Origin of the sequence: Sphingobium sp. Cam5-1, from assembly GCF_015693305.1 — a bacterium.
Lineage (GTDB): Bacteria > Pseudomonadota > Alphaproteobacteria > Sphingomonadales > Sphingomonadaceae > Sphingobium.
Window position 1 is genome coordinate 585,572 of the sequence record NZ_CP065139.1, and the last position, 17,220, is coordinate 602,791.

Below are 17,220 nucleotides of genomic sequence, written 5' to 3' on the forward strand. Positions count from 1 at the left end.
ATGACCCTCATCCTCTTCAACAAACCCTATGGCGTGCTGTGCCAGTTTACCGACGAAAGCACCGGTCCCCCCCGGCCGACGCTCGCGGCGTTCATTGACAGGCCGGGCGTCTATCCTGCCGGGCGGCTCGACCTCGACAGCGAAGGGCTGCTGCTGCTGACCGATGACGGGCGGTTGCAGGCGCGCATCGCCGACCCCCGGTTCAAGACGCCCAAGACCTATCTGGTTCAGGTTGAGGGCGATCCCGGCGAGGCGGAACTGGAGGCGCTACGACGCGGGGTCAAGCTGAAGGACGGGCTTACCCTGCCCGCGCTGGTGGAACGCATCGACCCGCCCGCCCTCTGGCCGCGCGATCCGCCGGTGCGTTTCCGCAAGAGCGTGCCCGACTGCTGGCTCCGCCTCACGATCCGCGAAGGACGTAACCGGCAGGTCCGCCGGATGACGGCTGCCGTCGGCCACCCCACTTTGCGCCTTGTCCGGTGGAGCATCGGGGATTGGACGCTGGACGGCATTGATCAGGGACAATGGCGGGAGGCTTGATCTCCCGCAGGCAGCTCAGCCTTCGATCAGCCGTTTCAACGCCTTGAGATCGCGGTTGACCCATCGAATGTCGGCCGCGAACCGTTCATCATCCATGCCCGGCTGGCGGAAAAGCGTCAGCATGACTTCCGCGCCTTCTCCATTTTGCACGACACGCAAGGGGACATGGACCTGATCGCCACCCCCCAGATCGACCTGATGATCCATCACGCCCAGATCATTATGGGGCGTGAAGCGGATACGGATCGGCCCGTCCGGTCCATCGGCCAGCCAGCCGTCCCCATCTTCGCGCAAACCCGATTCCGCCAGGCCAGAGGCCCATTGGGGGAAAAATTCGGGTCGCCATATCCTCTCATAAAGAGCCCGCCATTCCTGATTGATCGACACGCTGAAAGTCCGGGCGGGTAACACTGCTGACTCCTGTCATGATGTAACGAAAACCCCCTTTAGCCTTTTCCATCACGTTGCGGAAAGGCGCAAAGCTTGCCGACCCAGGAACTTAACGTCGCGACGATGCCTTACTTCGCCGCACATCCTGCCTTCCCAGCGGATCGGCAAAACGAAAAGGGCCGCCTTCTCTCTTGACGGCTCGATTTACCCGCGCAGGGAGAATGCATGACCTATCGCCGGATCAGTTCGACACGCCTTTGCATTCTTGCCCTCGTCACCTGCATGGCGTCCGTTGCCGCGTCTGCGGCAGACCCGGCACCCTTCGACCTCCCCGGCCCTGAACTGCTGGTGACCGTCAGCCGCGCTGGGCGAATCCTACCAATTGGACAAGTACCCGCACTGGCAACAGGCGACGTCGTCAGGATCGAAGCCAATCTGCCCGCAGACCAATCGGTCCGCTATCGCCTGGTGTCGGCATTCCTGCGCGGCGTCACCAACCCGCCGCCCAAAAGCTGGATCTCCAGCGCGGAAACATGGCAGAGCAAGGATCGGAAACGGGTACTGAAACTGACCGTGCCGGATCATGCGCGCCAGCTGGTGTTATTCATGGTGCCCGATACCGGCGGCGACCTCAGCACCATTTCCGATGCCATCCGGGGCCGTCCCGGCGAATTCGTCCGCGTGACGCAGGACATCAACAAGGCTTCGCTGGACCGAAGCAGGCTCAACGCCTTCATCCTGGGCATCCGATCACAGGAAAACAGCCACCCTGAATATCTGAGGACCGTCGCCCCGATCCTTTCCTCAAGCCTCGCGGTCAAACTGAACCCCGACTGCCTGGCGAAAATCGTCGAGTTTCAGGCCGCTTGCCTCGTCGAAAATCGCGACAGTCTGGTGCTGGGCGACATCCACAGCAATTCGCTCACCGAAACCATCATCGGCGCCCCGACCGACCTCGCCCTGCAACTCAGCGCGACGCGGGAAGGCGGCTATGGCTTTTACAGCCCCTATATCGGCGTGGTCCGCGACCTTGCGCGCATATTCGGCGCGTTCAATAATCCGGAATTCAACTATCTGCCCGCGCTCGGCATTCAGAATGGCAAGTCCGTCTCGCTGTTGCTGAACAGCGCGCCCTCCTTCCGCAAGCCTAAGTCCGTGCTGGTGGCGGCCTTGCCCGCGATCGAAAAGAATGTTCCCCCGCCCCTACGCCGGAGCAGCGACGCTCCGATCTGCGGTTCGCGGCCGGGAGCCGTCCTGGGCGTCGATGGCGCGCCGCTCGTCTTTGCCACCGACTATGCCCACAATATGGTCTTGCGGCTGACGGGCAAGGACGGCCACACGGTCGAAGCACCGCTAATCGCGCGGGCCGACAAAGGCGGCTACATATTCGCGCCTTCCTTCAAGCCTGATGACTTGATCGGGCCGATGAAGGGCCGCTTGCACGGATATTGGGGTTTCGAAGCCTTTGACGGGCCGGAATTCGCCCTCCAATTCCCTCAAGCGGGCAGCTTGCAGCCATCCGCCGAACAGCGCTTTATAGCGGGAAAGAATGACAGGCTGCTGCTGACTGGCCCCACGACCGCTTGCGTGAAGAATGTTTCCGTCCAGCTGCCGGAAGGACGGAGTGTCGCGGTAAAGTGGCAGGCATCCGGCGATGACGCCATTGCCATCGACATGCCCCTGTCTGACATCGCGACGGCAGGCAATGTGACCGTCGCGATCCAGTCGTTCGGCAGGGAAAAACCCGAATTGCTGACTATCCCCGTCGAAGCGGATCAAAGCCTCTCCCAACCACCTCCCCCTCTATAATGCTGGCAAGACGCGCGGCGGGTGATAAGGCGCGCTTTTCCTCACCCGCGCTCGGCGCATCAATAACGGATCGAATGGCATGAAGACCAAGCACTGCCTTGAAGCAAATGATGTAAAGGCGATCCTCGCCGCAGCGGAAGCAGAGGCTTTGGCCAATGGCTGGGCCGTGACGATCGCGATCGTCGATGACGGCGCGCATCTGCTTGGCCTCATCCGTCTGGATGGCGCCGCCGCCAGCACCGTGAAAATGGCAGAGGCAAAGGCATCGACATCCATGCTCGGCCGCCGGGAAACGAAGGTCTATGAGGACCTGGTGCTCAACGGCCGCGTTTCGATGTTATCCGCACCCGGCATGCCCGCCATGCTCGAAGGCGCCGTGCCGATCGTCATCGACGGTGACTATGTCGGCGCCGTGGGTGTTTCCGGGGTCAAGTCGGATCAGGACGCCCAGATCGCACGCGCCGGGATCGCCGCGATCCTGCCGCAGGGCTAAGCAAGGCCGCGACCTTCGCCATCCATTTTTGCAAGGCTCCCGCTTCACGCCGCCACCAACATGGCTGGCGCGCGTTGAAGCGTCGTTCGATGCTTCGAATGTAGGAGCCTGCTCTGGAAAATGTTGCTGGTTGGGTCGCGCCCATAGCGACCATGATCGCCGCGATGATGACCGCCGCCAATCTGGGTGCGCGCGTCACCGGCTGGGGTTTCGTCGTCTTCACCCTGGGGTCGATCGCATGGTCGGTGGTCGGTCTGTCGTCCGGGCAGACCAACCTCGTCGCGACGAACGGCTTCCTCACCTTCGTCAACCTGATCGGCGTGTGGCGATGGCTCGGCCGCCAGCGCGCCTATGAGGATGGCGGCAAGTCGGCCGCCCAATCCAGCCGCCGATCGCCCTACCCGACCCTCTTCACCGCCACCGGCATCACGGGGGTTCCGGTCACGTCATCCGACGGGCAGACCGTCGGAAAGGTCGTCGAAGCCCTTGTCACCTGCGAAAACGGCAAGGTCAGCTATGTCGTCATCAGCGCCAGCGGCGTGGGCGGCATCCATGAAGTTCTGCGCGCCGTGGCCCGTGACGACATCCGCTTTTCCTGCGACCGCTTCACGCTCAATCGGGACAGCGCCTGGTTCGAAGCATTGCCCCCGCTACAGGACGGAGACTGGCCAGCCGCCCCCGCTGAACTACCCCGGGGCGATGCGACATGAGCGAAGCGTAAGTTGGAAGTTGCGATCTGCCGTTCGTCGCAAATCCGTTGCTTTGGCCCGAGCGGATCGCGAATAGCAGGGGAAAGGGAATAAAAGGGGGGAAGGGTCCATGAAGATCAGCATATTCGCTTGCGTGGCCGCGCTCGGCGCCGCGCTGCTTCCAGCGGTTGCGCTCGCGGACGATCCGCATGATCCTACTATGCGCAGCTCTGCCGCGCGGGCACGTGATCGGGCGATCATCCGGCAGATGAACCAACAGCAACTCGCCTATGTGCGCGACCGCGATGCGCGGATCATGCGCGACTATCGCCGCGCTCAGGGCGGTGGCGAAGGCTATGCCGACGCTCGCGCGGATTATAATCGCAAGATGGCGTCATGGCGCCGCGCGGTGGCAGCCTGTAACGCGGGCCGGTGGGAATATTGCGACAATTAAGGGTGCATGATCCCGACGCCCGTTCGAATTGAGCGGCGCGAGCGAAGGGCGGAAACCCTCATCGCACGTTCAATCCCAATTCGCTGAGCAATTGCCCCGCCTGCTCCCACGATATCGTCGCGCCACGAAAGCGGGATGCATCCTCCAGCCTTACGCCACCAAGGTCGGCACCACGCAGGTCCGCGCCTTCGAACCGCGTGCCGGTCAGCAGCGCCTCCCGCAGGCTGCAATCCTCGAAGGATGCCATGCGAAAATCACATTTGCGCAAGTCCGCCTGAGAAAAATCGACCCGGGCGAGCCTCGCCTTCATAAAGGAACGCCCGGCCAGCTTCGCGCCGATCAGCAGCGTTTCTTCAAGGTGGATGTCTAGCGCCCGAACATCCGACAGATCGGCGCCCGTTAGCTTGCAGCCGGAAAAACGTGCGGCTTGCAACATACTGCGCTTCAGCGAAGCGCCATTGAGATCGCTGTTGGCAAAGCGCGCTTCGCCAAGATCACAACCCGTGAAATTGGCCGAAGCGGCGCGGCACGACTGCCAGGTGCTGCGATCAAGTTTTGCGCCGGTGAAGTCGGCGCGTCGCATGTCGCATTGTTGAAACGACCATTGGGACAGATCCAGATGCGACAGATCCGCACCCTCGATCACACACTCGGCCAACGAGCGCGGCGCGCCCATCAGCGCCTCAATATCCTGGCGCGCCAAAGTCTGCCCGCGGATCACTTGGTCGTCACTAACATGCTGCATCTGCATGCTGTTAGACATGATCTCCCGGGCAGACCAGCTTTGCAAAAGCCGCGCTTCCCCGCCATCGACGAAATAGTCCGGCCCCGTCACATAGCTTGCCCCATCAGACAGCAGGAACAGGGCGACGGCCGCCGCTTCAGCCGCGCCGCCGATCAACAAGGATGTTCCCTTTGCGGGTCAACAGGCGTGGATGATATCGTACACCTTACGTAAATTGACAGGCGCGCCTAAACCCTTATTTCTTGCATGGTATAAGAACGGGAGAGGTCAGGGTGACAGGCGGTTCGAAAATCGGCGACAGGATGACGCTCGACGCCGATCCTAAGCCGGGCCTTCCCGCGCGTGGAAGGGGGCGGCCTCCCAGGCTGTCGCGCGGCACGATCATCCAGGCGGCACTTGTCCTGCTCGACGAGATGTCGATCGACAGATTTTCCATGGGATTATTGGCAAAAGGCCTCAATGCCGGGGTAATGACCCTATATAATTATTTCCCCAGTCGCGACGATCTGCTGATCGCCGTCGCCGACGAAATATATAGCCGGTTCGATCATCCGGCGAAGGGCAGCTGCTGGCAGGAGGAAGTGCGCCAGTGGTTGTGGGCAACGGTGGATTTGTTCCAGCGCTATCCCGTCGCGATGAAGCTTAGCCTGTGGGATGGTCATGCATCGCCGGGCTGGTTGCGCACATGGATACCCGTGGTGGAATTGATCAGGGCGCAGGGGCTGACCGGCCCCGATCTTGCCTTTGCGGTGCGGTGGTTCACGACCTCGGCACTCGGCTTCATCACGTCCCAGCCGCCGCCTCCGGAACACAACAACAAGCGGACGACCGCCCATCTCCATGCCCTGACGGCCTATGAGGCCGCGTTGTTGCAGGATCTTCAGCACGATCTGTTGCAGGTGGATCGGAAGGCAGCCCTTACCTACGGCTTCACCCACATCATAGCCGGTCTCGAACGCATCATCGCAGAAGCAGCAAGCGCGCAGTCCGACACCCCGGGAGAAGGACTTTGAGCAACGCGGGCGACACGCGATTCGGCTTCACCAAGCTGATCGTGGAGGATGAGGAAGCCATGGCCGCCTACTACGGCGCGGTATACGGACTCAACAGCCTTCACCGCGTGGAATCGGGCGATCCTGCGGTCTTGGGGCGCCTGCGTGAAGTGATTATGGGTCCGGGTGAAAGCATGGGCGCAGAATCGTTGACGATGATCAACTTTTTAGATAGGCCTGCTCCACGCGACCGGGAAGTGATCCTTGGATTCATCACCACGGACCTCGACGCGCTTGCCGAACGGGTGCTCGCGCACGGTGGCAGGCATGTCGGCCCGGTTCGCGAAATGCCCGAACATGGCGTGCGCGTCCTGTTCACCAGCGACCCTGAAGGACGGTTGAGCGAGAATGTGGAGATGATGGCGAGATAATAGCAGGGGTACACTAGCCCCGCGTCCCCAACAGACCCCAGCTCTCATGGAGAGACATATGGATATGAGAACGAAGACTTTGCCGAACATGCTTGACAGTGGCAGCCGCCCCCTTCCGCTGGCTGACGGCCCCGAACTGCGCGCGGCGCTGAAGGCTGCCAATCTCCAGACCCTGCTGATGGTCTATGTGCACCTGACGCATGATGAATCGATGCTTCAGACCTTCCAGGTCCACATTCATCCCCCTTACACCAACCCCGACTATGTGATCCCGCAGGACTGCGTCGACGACCTGCATGAAAAGCTGATCCATGTGCTGACGACGCCGGGCGCGGCGAAGTCGGAAGATCCGCCGATCGAACTGATGCAGAAGATGATGAGCATCGGCGTCGGCGAGCCGGTGACTGACGAATTCGTCCCCATGGTCATCGAGCAGGGCGGCTTCAAGCGCAGCCCCACGCGCAAGGACGATCCGAAACGCACCCCTCCGCCGCCCGGTTTCAAGGTGCTGGTCATCGGCGCAGGCCTTACCGGCATTCTCGCCGGGATCGAGCTGGAACGTGCCGGTTACGATCATGTGATCATCGAAAAGAATGAGGAAGTCGGCGGCACCTGGTGGAAGAACCGCTATCCCGGCGTCGGCGTGGATACGCCCAGCCATTTCTATTCCTATTCCTTCGAAATCAGCCCGGAATGGAACCACTATCATCCGCATGGCGCCGACATGCGCGAATATTTCCGCGCCGTGGCCGACAAATATGACGTCCGCCGCAACATCCGCTTCCGCACGGTCGTGCACAGCCTGATCTTCGATCAGGATGAAGCCGTGTGGAACGTCACGGTCGAGGACCTGAACACCGGCAAGCGCGAAGTGATCAAGGCCAATGCCGTGTTTAACGCGTTCGGCACCACCGACCGTTGGAAGCTGCCCGAGATCCCCGGCATCGAAAGCTTCAAGGGCATCATCACCCATTCGGCCGACTATGACGAAAATATCGACCTGAAGGGCAAGAAGGTCGCCGTCATCGGCACCGGCGCCAGCTCCGCGCAGATCGTTTCCACGATCGTCAAGGACGTCGATGAACTGGTTGTCTTCATGCGCACCAAGCACTGGATGATCAACAATCCCGAAGTGAAGGCGGAAGTCCCCGAGCCGGTGAAATGGGCGCTGCGGCACATCCCCTATTATAAGGAATGGTTCCGCTTCCGCGTATTCTGGTTCGCGGCCGACGGCCTCTATCCCAATGTGGTGAAGGACCCGTCCTACCCCGAAGACGGCATCGCCGTGTCGGCGCTCAATGAAGGCATGCGCCAATATGCCTTGTCGCACATGCATCACAAGCTGGCGGGCCGTCCCGACCTCATCGAAAAGCTGACGCCCGACTTCCCGATCTTCTCTAAGCGCGTCGTGATGGACGCGGGCTGGTACGATGCTCTCGTCCAGCCGCACACCACGCTGGAGACGGCAGGCATCGCCGAAATCCTGCCGAACGGCATCCGCACGAACGACGGCAAGTTCTACGAACTCGACATCATCATCTGCGCGACCGGTTTCATGGCTTCGTCATTGGTGCAGGATCTGGAGATCAAGGGCCGCGACGGTCATGATCTGGCGGTGGACTGGGCGGACGAGGAAGAGCGCGCCTATATGGGCACGACGATCCCCGGTTATCCAAACTACTTCCTGTCGACCGGCCCCAATATCGGCCCGAACCACGCAGGCGGCCTCAACATCGTCAGCGAATCGCAGGTCCATTATCTGATCGAATGCCTCGATCACATGATCGCGACCGGCGCCCGCACGATCGAAGTGACGGAGGAAGCCTTCCTGCGCCACAACAAGCGCATCGATGAGCAGATGAAGCACATGATCTGGACCCATCCCAGGTCGAAAAGCTATTATCAGAACAGCAAGGGCCGCCCCGTTGGCCCCTGGCCGTTCCGCCTTGTCGACATGTGGAACGAGCTGCAAGAACCCGTACTGGAAGACTATAAGTTCGACTGACCGTAAGGGCGGGGAGGAGGCGCCGGGCTGCTGCGCGGCCAGTCGCCTCCCCTCCCCCATGATTGATCAGGACAGGTGGGGCCTTGACCGGCACCGGGGGGCACCTAAGTTAGGCGCTCGTCCTGCATTATATGAGGGTCGACGCTGATGGACGCTCGCCTTTCCGCCGCCTGTCCTTTTCATCGCGAGGGCGATGACCGCAAGTCAGCCGCAGCCGCCCACGCGGGAGGGACCGTCGATCCCGATATGCGCACCCGCGATTTCGCCGAAGCGCGCGCCATCCTCCGCAATCAGAATGTGCGGCAGGCCGGTTTCCTGGCCGAACAGGTCGGCAGGATCGGCAGTGCGACGCGCCAGCCCATCCTGTTCCTCGAAGGCGAAACGCATCGCGTTCAGCGCAGCGCCACCGCCCGTTTCTTCACGCCTCGCATCGTCACCACCCACTATCGCGAGTTAATGGTAGAACTCAGCGAAATGCTGGTTTCCCGGTTCGTGAAGGACAAGACCGCCTTCCTCGACCAGCTCAGCCTTGAGCTAGCCGTCGCCGTTGCCAGCCATATCGTCGGCCTGACCGACAGCGATCCCAAGGGGCTGGCAAGACGGCTGGACGTGTTCTTTACCGGCGATTTTCGTCCGCATCCGGGCAAGTTGGCCTCATTGGTCAAATTCGTGCAATCCCAATGTCGGGTGCTGTCCTTCTATTATCATGACGTCGCCCCAGCGATCCGCGCACGGCGGAAGCAGCGACGGGACGATGTCATCTCCCACCTTATCGACGAAGGCTATAATGGTCGGGAGATATTGACCGAATGCCTGGTCTATGGCGCCGCTGGAATGGCGACGACGCGCGAGTTCATCGTCATGGCCGCCTGGCATATGCTGGAGCGTGAAGATTTGAAGACCGCCTTCCTCGCCGCGGATGAAAAGGGGAAGATCGCCCTGCTGGAGGAGCTGCTGCGGCTGGAGCCGGTCGTCGGCTATCTCTACCGCCGCATGCCCGCCGACGGGGCGGAGGCAGCGGGCGCCCCTCCCGGTGCTGCTGTCGCCATCGACGTCCGCGCCGCGAACACCGACACAACTGCCTTTGGCGAGCGGCCCTGCGAATTTGTGCCGGGCCGGGAAGTCAGCGCCAAATATGGCAATGCGGGCCTCTCCTTCGGCGATGGCGAACATCGCTGCCCCGGCGCGCAGGTCGCGCTTCAGGAAAGTTGCCTCTTCCTGGAACGCCTGTTGCAGGTGCCGGGTCTGAAGCTCGACCGCGCGCCAACACTGGCGTGGAATCCGCTGGTGACAGGCTATGAACTGCGCAATGCCCTCATTTCCTGCGATTGAGAGGGCCGAATACTGATGAGCGAAATAAACGAAGAGGATATCGACCGGCTGGTCCCCGCATTTTACGATCGTGTGCGCACTGACCCGATCCTTGGCCCGATATTCAATCAGGCGATCGACGACTGGCCGCTTCATCTGGAAAAGTTGAAGGCATTCTGGTCATCGGTGATGCTGGGAACCGGCCGGTACAAGGGCCAGCCGATGGTCGCGCATGTCCGGCACGAACCGCACATGACCGCCGATAATTTCAGCCGCTGGCTTGCCCTGTGGCGACAGACGAGCGGTGAGATCCTCGCGCCAGACGTTGCAGCGGCCTTTCAGGAGAAGGCCGACCGGATCGCGGAAAGCCTGCAACTGGGCATTCAATTCTACCGCGACAGAAACGCTCGAACCGGGTGAGCATGGACGGTCGCAACGCAACCGTCCGCCACGTATGCCGACAACCAGTCCTCAAAATTCGCGCAAGATTTCGCGCAGCGTCGTGCCCTCATACTCAGTGCGCACCGCGCCCGCCTTCTGAAGCGCAGGGATGACCCCATTGACCAGATCGGGCAGTTGGCGATTATAGCCGGACCCTTCGATCAATATGCCGTCGCCACCCACTTCGTCCATGACCGCCATCAACTGATCCGCGACCTCTTGCGCCGTGCCCCTGAACCGTGAGCCGCTGCCCCCTTTCCCTGAGGAAAACAGGTCGCGAAGGGATTTGCCCTCTTCCCGCCCGGCCTTCTTCATATGTTCCAGCGCACTGGTGTGGCCGCCCGCCACAATATCCTGCGGCACGGGCGCATCCACGTCGTAGAGCGAAAAGTCGATGTCGAGCGAGGATGATGCCATGACGATATTATGCTCGAACGCCGCCTGCTTTTCGGCCTCGGTCATTTCGGGCGGCTCTCCGCCATCGGGCAGGATGTTGACCGGCGTCAGGAAGAACACCTTGATGCTATCAGGGTCGCGGCCCTGCTTTTCGGCGCGGTTGCGGATGTCCTCGCGATAGGCCTTCATGCCCTTCACCCCGCCGGTCATCATGCCCAGCACGACTTCGGCATTCTTCGATGAGAAATCACGGCCCCGCTCGGATGCACCCGCTTGCGCCAGAACTGGATAGCCCTGCGGCGATCGCAGCGTGTTCAGCGGCCCGCGCGAACGGAAATGCTTGCCCTCGAAATTGATGGTGTGAACCTTGGTATGATCGACATAGACCCCCGTCTCGGTGTTAGCGACCAGTGCCCCTTCTTCCCAGCTATCCCACAGCTTCTTGCACAGTTCGACGAATTCATCGGCAATGTCATAGCGCTCGCTGGGCGGCAGCAGCTTTTCCATGCCAAAGTTCAACGCCGCATTCTTCTCGCTCGATGTCACCATGTTCCATCCCGCGCGCCCCTTCGTCAGGGAATCGATGGTGGAAAGCAGCCTTGCAAGCAGATAGGGCGGGTAGAAGGTGGTCGAAGCTGTCGCGATCAGGCCGATATGCGACGTTTCCTGCGCCATTACCGGCAGCAGCGGTAACGGATCGAGCTTGGGCGACAGCGTCGCATTCTTAAGGTCCAGTTCCATCGAGCCACCGTAGCGATCGCCAACGATCACCGTGTCTTCGAAGAAGATGAAGTCGAACTTCGCCGCCTCCAACATCTTGGCCAGTTCCTTGTGGTAGGAACCATCAGCCCATTGCGAGCCAAACTCCTTGCCATCGCCCGGCCAGGACGTCGCGCCAAACTTCGTGAAATAGCCAAGGTGGAACTTCTTGTGGGCCATCGACGGAAACCTTTCTCACCAGCATTTCCACGCCTGTTCCCCCTATGCATCCTCAACATATGGAAACGCAGGCATGTCGCCGGAGCCGCTTAAGCGGCCCCGACGCTCGCTGAACATTATCAATAGTTGACGATGTTCAACCAAATGGCGAGTGAATTTATCCGCCCTTGCGGAACGCCTTTTTTCAGGCTGCTTTCGCAGGCGGCAGCCCGGCGTCGGGAATGTCCAGATGCACCTCCCTATTGCGCGCATGATATTTGCTCATCCCGAAGAATATGGCAGCGGCAGAGGCGCAGAGTGCAAACACGCCGACAAATACCGGTTCATAACTGCCCGCAAAGTCACGCAACCATCCGGCGGCAGGCGACATGAAGAAGGAGAATGGCAGCGTCATGACACCCAGCAAGCCCAGGACCTTTGGCAAGGCGTCAAGGCCATATAGCTGAACAACCAGCGCGCTGATCGGAGGGAAGACGGAGGCGCCGCAAAAACCGATCAGGAACGCCGCGACATTCAATGCGAGCATCCCTCCTGACATGCCCATGATTGCCCAGGCAGCAGCGAAGCCCAGACCGACGAGGCCGAGCGTCCTGGCCGGACCGACCCGATCGCACGCAAAGCCCGCCACCAGCGATCCGACGATGCTGGCCGCGCCTGAAACGGCGAGCAGCACTGCTCCCGTCTGCAAAGACCCATGATATCCTTCGACGATGGGCAGAAGATGCGCGCCACCCGTGATGGCCGTGCCATTCAGGATGCCGTCACCGACCGCGATCAGCCAGAACAGCGCGCCGCTCAAAATAGCGATCTGCGTCGGACCCGATGTCACCCCCTCGGCCCAGCCGGATTCGTCCGGCGCTTCGACCGGCGGATCGATCACCGTCAAGGTCAGCGGCAGCAAGAGCAGATGCAAGCCGGCAAGCAACAGGAAGAAGCTCTTCAATCCATAATTTTGGATGATGCTCACCCCAATGACGGGCAGGACGGTCACGAATAGGGGCAGAAAGGCAATGCCCATCACCTTGCCCCGCGCTTCGGGATACCAGCCACTCGCCAGGACCGCAGGCGGCAGGGCGGAAAACAGGGCAGCGCCGGGACCGATCAGAAGGCCGCATGCAGCCAGCGCCATCGGCATTGTCGGCGCATAAGCAAGCGCCGTGTATCCGACCATGGATATAAAGACGCCTGTCGACATGACCTGGCGAAGGCCCCAGCGACCAATCGCCACGGCTATCAGCGGACCAAATGCGGTGAGCGACAGGATGGCAAGGGAGAGAGCCATCGTGGCCATGGCCAATGACGCATCATATCGATCCTGCAATGCAAGGACGCTGACGCCCAGACCACCGAACGCACAACCCGTCCCGACATTTTGCGCAAGCATGGCCCTGAAAAGCATCCCACGCTTGCGTCGCTTCAGCGCGATGCCCTGACCACCCATGCCCACAACTTCAGTCATGCATTTACCGCCTTTGCGACTGGACGAGCGATCGTCCCCAAAAATTGTCCGACCACCGCCAGGAAGATGGTAGGCCCATCACTTCTCCAGCGAACGCTTCTTCCAAAGTTCAGGCAAAGTGTTGGCGGCGACCCGGCGCGAATCGACGGGATGCTGGCCCACCCGTTGACGTTCGTCAACTGTTTCATCAGGCGCCATTCCATGAACGCCATGGTTATTTCGCGAATGTGCGTGAACACCGCGCCAAAGACCGTTCTTCCACCTCAACATGGATCGGTCATTATGGTTCCCAGGCGGCCTTGCGGCCAGCCAACGGAGCCCTCCTGGTCGAGGAACTCAGCCGCGCCGACGTCGGCCTAAACGCGCGCCCTGCGTCCCTAGATAAAGCTACTCACATCCACGCCCGCCAGCGTATTGACGCCGACCAGCATCACGCTCTGTTCGAATGTGCCGTCGCCATTGCCGTCGTAGAATATCCAGCCGTCGGTCGTTCCGGCGATGAAGGTCACATGGTTGACGCCCGCCGTCGCCTGGGCAGCGCTCAGCGCATCGGCGAAATTGTTCGTCGCGATCGCCGCCTCGGCGTAATTGGCGGCGGGCAGGCTTCCGTTCAGGAAATCGAAGTCGATGCGATCCCCCTCGCTGATGCGGAAGTCGTTGATGCGGTCATAGCTGGAACTGTTCAGCGATGATGCCAGCCCTGCAAAGACGAAGGTGTCCGCCTCCGTGCCGCCCGTCAGCGTATCCTTGCCTGCGCCGCCGATCAGGATGTCGGCGCCCGCGCCGCCCTTCAAAGTGTCGGTCGATGCCCCGCCATCCAGAAAGTCGTCGCCCGCTCCACCGTCCAGAAGGTCGCCGCCGTCTTCGCCAAACAATCTGTCGTTGCCGCCATTACCCACCAGCGAGTCATTGCCCAACCCGCCCCACAGGCTGTTCGCGCCGCTATTGCCGGTCATGGTGTTGGCCATATCATTGCCAATGCCGTCGATATTGCCAGTGCCGGTCAGCACCAGTTTTTCGACTTCCCCCGCCATACGATAGCTGACGGATGCATTGACCTGATCGGTGCCGCCGCCCACGGCTTCGATGACAATGTCATCATTGGCGGCATTGCCGTCATCGGACCAGCTGTCCACCACATAGACGTCATCGCCCAGGCCGCCGGTCATGTTGTCCGCGCCAGCGCCGCCGTCCAGGCTGTCATTGCCCAGCCCGCCGATCAGCGTGTCGTTCCCCTCGCCGCCATACAGCAGGTCGTTATCATCACCGCCATCCAGCAGGTCGTTGCCGCCATTGCCGGACAAATTGTCCTGTCCCAGTCCGCCGAAAATCTGGTTGGCGGCCTCATTCCCGACGATGATGTTGGCAAGGTCGTTGCCTATGCCATTGATCGGGGCAAGCCCGGTCAGGGTCAGCTTTTCGACCTCCGCCGCCATCCGGTAACTCACCGACGCGTAGACAAGATCGGTGCCGCCCGACGCCAGTTCAATCACCTGATCGTCATTCCCGGCAAAGCCGTCCTCGGAATAGGTGTCGACATAGAAGGTGTCGTTGCCCGTACCGCCATCCATATAGTCCGCGCCTGCGCCGCCATCGATGATGTCGTTCCCCGCCATGCCATAGATGGTGTCGTTGAGTGCGGTCGTCTGGTAACCCAGCACGCTCGTCGTCGGATTGATGCTGTTGTTGCCGGACGATCCGATGATGGTCTTGCCGATTTCCGATATGTCGGTGATGCTGATGGACAGCAACTGGTCATCAACATAACTGCCATCGGTCGCCCGCACGATCAGCTGGTACACGCCGTCCTGATCCGCATCCAGGCGGTTTTCATAGTCCGCCGGGGTCAGGAATGACACAGCGCCCGTCACCGCGTCGATCGTGAACAGCGCCGCATCGGCCCCACCCGCAATCGCAAAGCTGGGGGCCGTCCCGTCCGCGTCGGCGCCCGTCACGGTGGTCACGGCCGTCTGATTTTCCGCCATGCTGATGGCCGCGCTGGCTCCGCCCCCATTGGAGGTGATGACCGGCGCATTGTCATTGACGTTGGCGATGGTGATCGCCAGCGTTTGCGCCACGTTGTTGGTGCCATCGCTGGCCGTGACGACGACATCATAAGTGCGATCGCCATTGACATCATTGGGCGCTTCGAAATCGGGCGCCGCCTTGAAACTGAGCGCGCCGGTCACCGCATCGATCGTAAACAGCGCGGCGTCCGCTCCGCCACTGATGCTGTAACCCAGCGCCGTGCCATCGGCATCGCTCGCCTGCACCGTCGCTGCCAGCAAGCTGTTTTCCGCCACCGACAGCGCCGCCGATGCCGCCCCGGCGTAGGATGTAAGGACCGGTGCATTGTCGTTGAGGTTAGCGACCGTGACCGCCAGCGTCTGTCGATCAGCGTTCGAACCGTCACTGGCCTGCACGATCACGTCATAGACATTGTTGTGATCGGCATCCGCCGCCGCTTCATAGTCCGGCCCGGTCTTGAAGCTTAATGCGCCCGTCGCAGCGTCGATGGTGAACAGCGCGGCGTCAGCGCCGCCCGCTATCGAATAGCTGATCGATGGGCCATCGGTGTCCGTCGCGGTAACCGTGGTGACGGCGGTCGCATTCTCATTGATCGTGATCGCGGCGGCGGCGTCACCGCCGTTGGAGGTGATGACCGGCGCGGCCCCATCCGCCACATCGCGCACGGTGACGGACAGGCTCTGGGTGTCCACGCCGCCATTGCCGTCATTGGCGGCGACGATCAGCTGATAGACATTGTCGCCATCCGCGTCCGCCGGATTTTCGAAGTTGGGCGCAGCCAGAAAGCGCAGCGCGCCCGTCACGGCATCGATAGCGAACAGCGCCGCGTCAGCGCCGCCAGCAATCGAAAAGCCTATGGTCTGGCCAGCGTCCGTGTCCGTCGCAGCGACGGTGGTCACCGCTATGCTGTTCTCATCGATGGACAGCGCGGCGCTCGCGCCACCGCCATTGGATGTGATGACCGGCGGGGCATTAAGGCCCGTCGACGGGATCGTCACATCGGCGAACTCGAAAAATTCGACGTTGCGGATCGTCTTGGTCCCCTCGGGCGATCCGGGACGCAGGTCCCCGGCAATATAGCTGCCGTCGGGTTGAAGCGTGAAAATATAATCCGCCCGGTTCCCGGAAAAGACCAGCGTGTCGATGTCCGCGCTGCCGTCGATCAGGTCGTTGCCCGCCCCGGCCAGGATGCGATCGTTGCCCGCACCGCCGTGCATATAATCGTCGCCAGCCCCGCCATCGAGCAGATCGTCACCCGTGCCGCCGTACAGCTCGTCATTGCCCGCGCCGCCATAAAGCTGGTCATTGCCGGAATCGCCGTTCAGCGTGTCGTTGCTGGATGTGTTCGCGTCATCGCCATATAATATGTCGTCGCCAGTGCCGCCCGACAGCGTATCGCCGCCCGCCTGGCCATAGAGGATGTCATTGTCATCCCCGCCGTTCAACTTGTCGCTGCCCCGGCCACCCCAGATCAGGTCATTGCCAGCACCGCCATCAATGATGTCGTCGCCCGAGATATTGTTGAACCCCAGATCGTCGCCATAAAGCCGGTCGTTGCCCAACCCGCCTGAGATGTTGTCGCTGCCGCGCCAGCCGAAGATGATGTCATCGCCTGCGTCACCCTGAAGATTGTCCTTGCCCGCGCCGCCCACGATGATGTCGTTGCCCGCGCCACCCTGAACCAGCACGTCTTTCGCATAATCGATACCGCCAACGCCGTGGTTGGTCAGGTCGATGACATCATCGCCATCGCCCAGCCAGAACTGCTCGATATTGTCGAAGCCGCCAAAGCCGCCCGAAATGGTCCCGTTATTATAGAATATTGCGTCGGACAGGTTGGACCCATAGACGATATCGGTGCCGGTGCCGCCCAGCAGCAGATCCATGGAAATCTGGATATTGGACGCGGCGATCTGATATTGGGTCCCGGCGTCGGTCAGGATCGCCGTGTTCCACACCAGCTGCGCCAGAACCGCATCGGGCCGCACGATGTCCAGGTTCGACAGGCGGGTGAAGGCAAAGAACAGGTCTTTCTCTGCCGTACCGGTGACCGTCGAGCTGCCGACAACATTATAATAGCTGGCCATATCGTCTCCCC

15 protein-coding genes are annotated in these 17,220 nt (G+C 61.3%); 10 read left to right on the plus strand and 5 right to left on the minus strand.

From position 1 onward, the window contains the following. A complete protein-coding gene (locus IZV00_RS16675) occupies positions 1-540 on the plus strand; it encodes a pseudouridine synthase (protein ID WP_196226755.1) in 540 nt (179 codons plus the stop codon). Between the two features lie 15 nt (positions 541-555). On the opposite strand, the gene IZV00_RS16680 is transcribed toward IZV00_RS16675, so the two are convergent. Then, on the minus strand, positions 556-927 hold the full coding sequence (locus IZV00_RS16680) for a polyketide cyclase (protein WP_230463385.1): 372 nt from the start codon (positions 925-927) through the stop codon (positions 556-558). A 228-nt stretch (positions 928-1,155) separates the two neighbouring features. Here IZV00_RS16680 and IZV00_RS16685 point away from each other — a divergent pair, with 228 nt between their 5' ends. The 4 genes from IZV00_RS16685 (at position 1,156) to IZV00_RS16700 (ending at position 4,375) form a co-directional block, all read left to right on the plus strand. Beyond that, positions 1,156-2,739, plus strand: coding sequence for a hypothetical protein (locus IZV00_RS16685; protein ID WP_196226757.1), 1,584 nt, complete (start codon positions 1,156-1,158; stop codon positions 2,737-2,739). A gap of 79 nt (positions 2,740-2,818) precedes the next feature. Then, entirely contained in the window at positions 2,819-3,232 is a 414-nt protein-coding gene (locus IZV00_RS16690) for a GlcG/HbpS family heme-binding protein (protein ID WP_196226758.1), read from the plus strand. 152 nt (positions 3,233-3,384) lie between these two features. After that, entirely contained in the window at positions 3,385-3,942 is a 558-nt protein-coding gene (locus IZV00_RS16695) for a PRC-barrel domain-containing protein (protein WP_196226759.1), read from the plus strand. 109 nt (positions 3,943-4,051) lie between these two features. Further along, entirely contained in the window at positions 4,052-4,375 is a 324-nt protein-coding gene (locus IZV00_RS16700; RefSeq protein WP_196226760.1) for a hypothetical protein, read from the plus strand. Positions 4,376-4,433: 58 nt separating this feature from the next. Here the strand turns inward: IZV00_RS16700 and IZV00_RS16705 are convergent, their stop codons facing one another. Beyond that, on the minus strand, positions 4,434-5,126 hold the full coding sequence (locus tag IZV00_RS16705; RefSeq protein ID WP_196227483.1) for a pentapeptide repeat-containing protein: 693 nt from the start codon (positions 5,124-5,126) through the stop codon (positions 4,434-4,436). A 266-nt stretch (positions 5,127-5,392) separates the two neighbouring features. On the opposite strand from IZV00_RS16705, the gene IZV00_RS16710 reads away from it, so the two are divergent. The 5 genes from IZV00_RS16710 to IZV00_RS16730 all read left to right on the plus strand — a co-directional run bounded on the left by IZV00_RS16710 (position 5,393) and on the right by IZV00_RS16730 (position 10,279). Then, positions 5,393-6,133, plus strand: a complete 741-nt coding sequence (locus tag IZV00_RS16710; RefSeq protein ID WP_196226761.1) for a TetR/AcrR family transcriptional regulator — start codon at positions 5,393-5,395, stop codon at positions 6,131-6,133. Continuing rightward, positions 6,130-6,543, plus strand: coding sequence for a VOC family protein (locus IZV00_RS16715; protein ID WP_230463386.1), 414 nt, complete (start codon positions 6,130-6,132; stop codon positions 6,541-6,543). Before IZV00_RS16710 ends, IZV00_RS16715 begins: the two co-directional genes overlap by 4 nt. Positions 6,544-6,601: 58 nt before the next feature. Beyond that, positions 6,602-8,548 (plus strand): flavin-containing monooxygenase, encoded by a 1,947-nt coding sequence (locus tag IZV00_RS16720; RefSeq protein ID WP_230463387.1) that lies wholly within the window; start codon positions 6,602-6,604, stop codon positions 8,546-8,548. Positions 8,549-8,695: 147 nt separating this feature from the next. Continuing rightward, positions 8,696-9,880: a cytochrome P450 gene (locus IZV00_RS16725; protein WP_196226762.1), complete on the plus strand. Its 1,185-nt coding sequence runs from the start codon at positions 8,696-8,698 to the stop codon at positions 9,878-9,880. Between the two features lie 15 nt (positions 9,881-9,895). Then, the gene (locus tag IZV00_RS16730) at positions 9,896-10,279 is read left to right on the plus strand and encodes a group III truncated hemoglobin (protein WP_196226763.1); all 384 of its coding nucleotides are present in this window, start codon (positions 9,896-9,898) and stop codon (positions 10,277-10,279) included. Positions 10,280-10,330: 51 nt separating this feature from the next. Here the strand turns inward: IZV00_RS16730 and IZV00_RS16735 are convergent, their stop codons facing one another. From IZV00_RS16735 to IZV00_RS21435, 3 genes are all read right to left on the minus strand, one after another. After that, positions 10,331-11,635: an NtaA/DmoA family FMN-dependent monooxygenase gene (locus IZV00_RS16735; RefSeq protein ID WP_196226764.1), complete on the minus strand. Its 1,305-nt coding sequence runs from the start codon at positions 11,633-11,635 to the stop codon at positions 10,331-10,333. 184 nt (positions 11,636-11,819) lie between these two features. Further along, positions 11,820-13,094 (minus strand): MFS transporter, encoded by a 1,275-nt coding sequence (locus tag IZV00_RS16740; protein ID WP_196226765.1) that lies wholly within the window; start codon positions 13,092-13,094, stop codon positions 11,820-11,822. A gap of 377 nt (positions 13,095-13,471) precedes the next feature. After that, positions 13,472-17,209: a cadherin domain-containing protein gene (locus IZV00_RS21435; protein WP_196226766.1), complete on the minus strand. Its 3,738-nt coding sequence runs from the start codon at positions 17,207-17,209 to the stop codon at positions 13,472-13,474. Between the last annotated feature and the right edge of the window lie 11 nt (positions 17,210-17,220).

Bases quoted from the DNA above. Each gene is read 5' to 3' on its own strand.
- IZV00_RS16735 (WP_196226764.1), bottom strand. From the start codon at position 11,635: ATGGCCCACAAGAAGTTCCACCTTGGCTATTTCACGAAGTTTGGCGCG.
- IZV00_RS16700 (WP_196226760.1), top strand. From the start codon at position 4,052: ATGAAGATCAGCATATTCGCTTGCGTGGCCGCGCTCGGCGCCGCGCTG.
- IZV00_RS16720 (WP_230463387.1), top strand. From the start codon at position 6,602: ATGGATATGAGAACGAAGACTTTGCCGAACATGCTTGACAGTGGCAGC.
- IZV00_RS16695 (WP_196226759.1), top strand. From the start codon at position 3,385: ATGATCGCCGCGATGATGACCGCCGCCAATCTGGGTGCGCGCGTCACC.
- IZV00_RS16690 (WP_196226758.1), top strand. From the start codon at position 2,819: ATGAAGACCAAGCACTGCCTTGAAGCAAATGATGTAAAGGCGATCCTC.
- IZV00_RS16675 (WP_196226755.1), top strand. From the start codon at position 1: ATGACCCTCATCCTCTTCAACAAACCCTATGGCGTGCTGTGCCAGTTT.
- IZV00_RS16730 (WP_196226763.1), top strand. From the start codon at position 9,896: ATGAGCGAAATAAACGAAGAGGATATCGACCGGCTGGTCCCCGCATTT.
- IZV00_RS16740 (WP_196226765.1), bottom strand. From the start codon at position 13,094: ATGACTGAAGTTGTGGGCATGGGTGGTCAGGGCATCGCGCTGAAGCGA.
- IZV00_RS16725 (WP_196226762.1), top strand. From the start codon at position 8,696: ATGGACGCTCGCCTTTCCGCCGCCTGTCCTTTTCATCGCGAGGGCGAT.
- IZV00_RS16705 (WP_196227483.1), bottom strand. From the start codon at position 5,126: ATGCAGATGCAGCATGTTAGTGACGACCAAGTGATCCGCGGGCAGACT.
- IZV00_RS21435 (WP_196226766.1), bottom strand. From the start codon at position 17,209: ATGGCCAGCTATTATAATGTTGTCGGCAGCTCGACGGTCACCGGTACG.
- IZV00_RS16685 (WP_196226757.1), top strand. From the start codon at position 1,156: ATGACCTATCGCCGGATCAGTTCGACACGCCTTTGCATTCTTGCCCTC.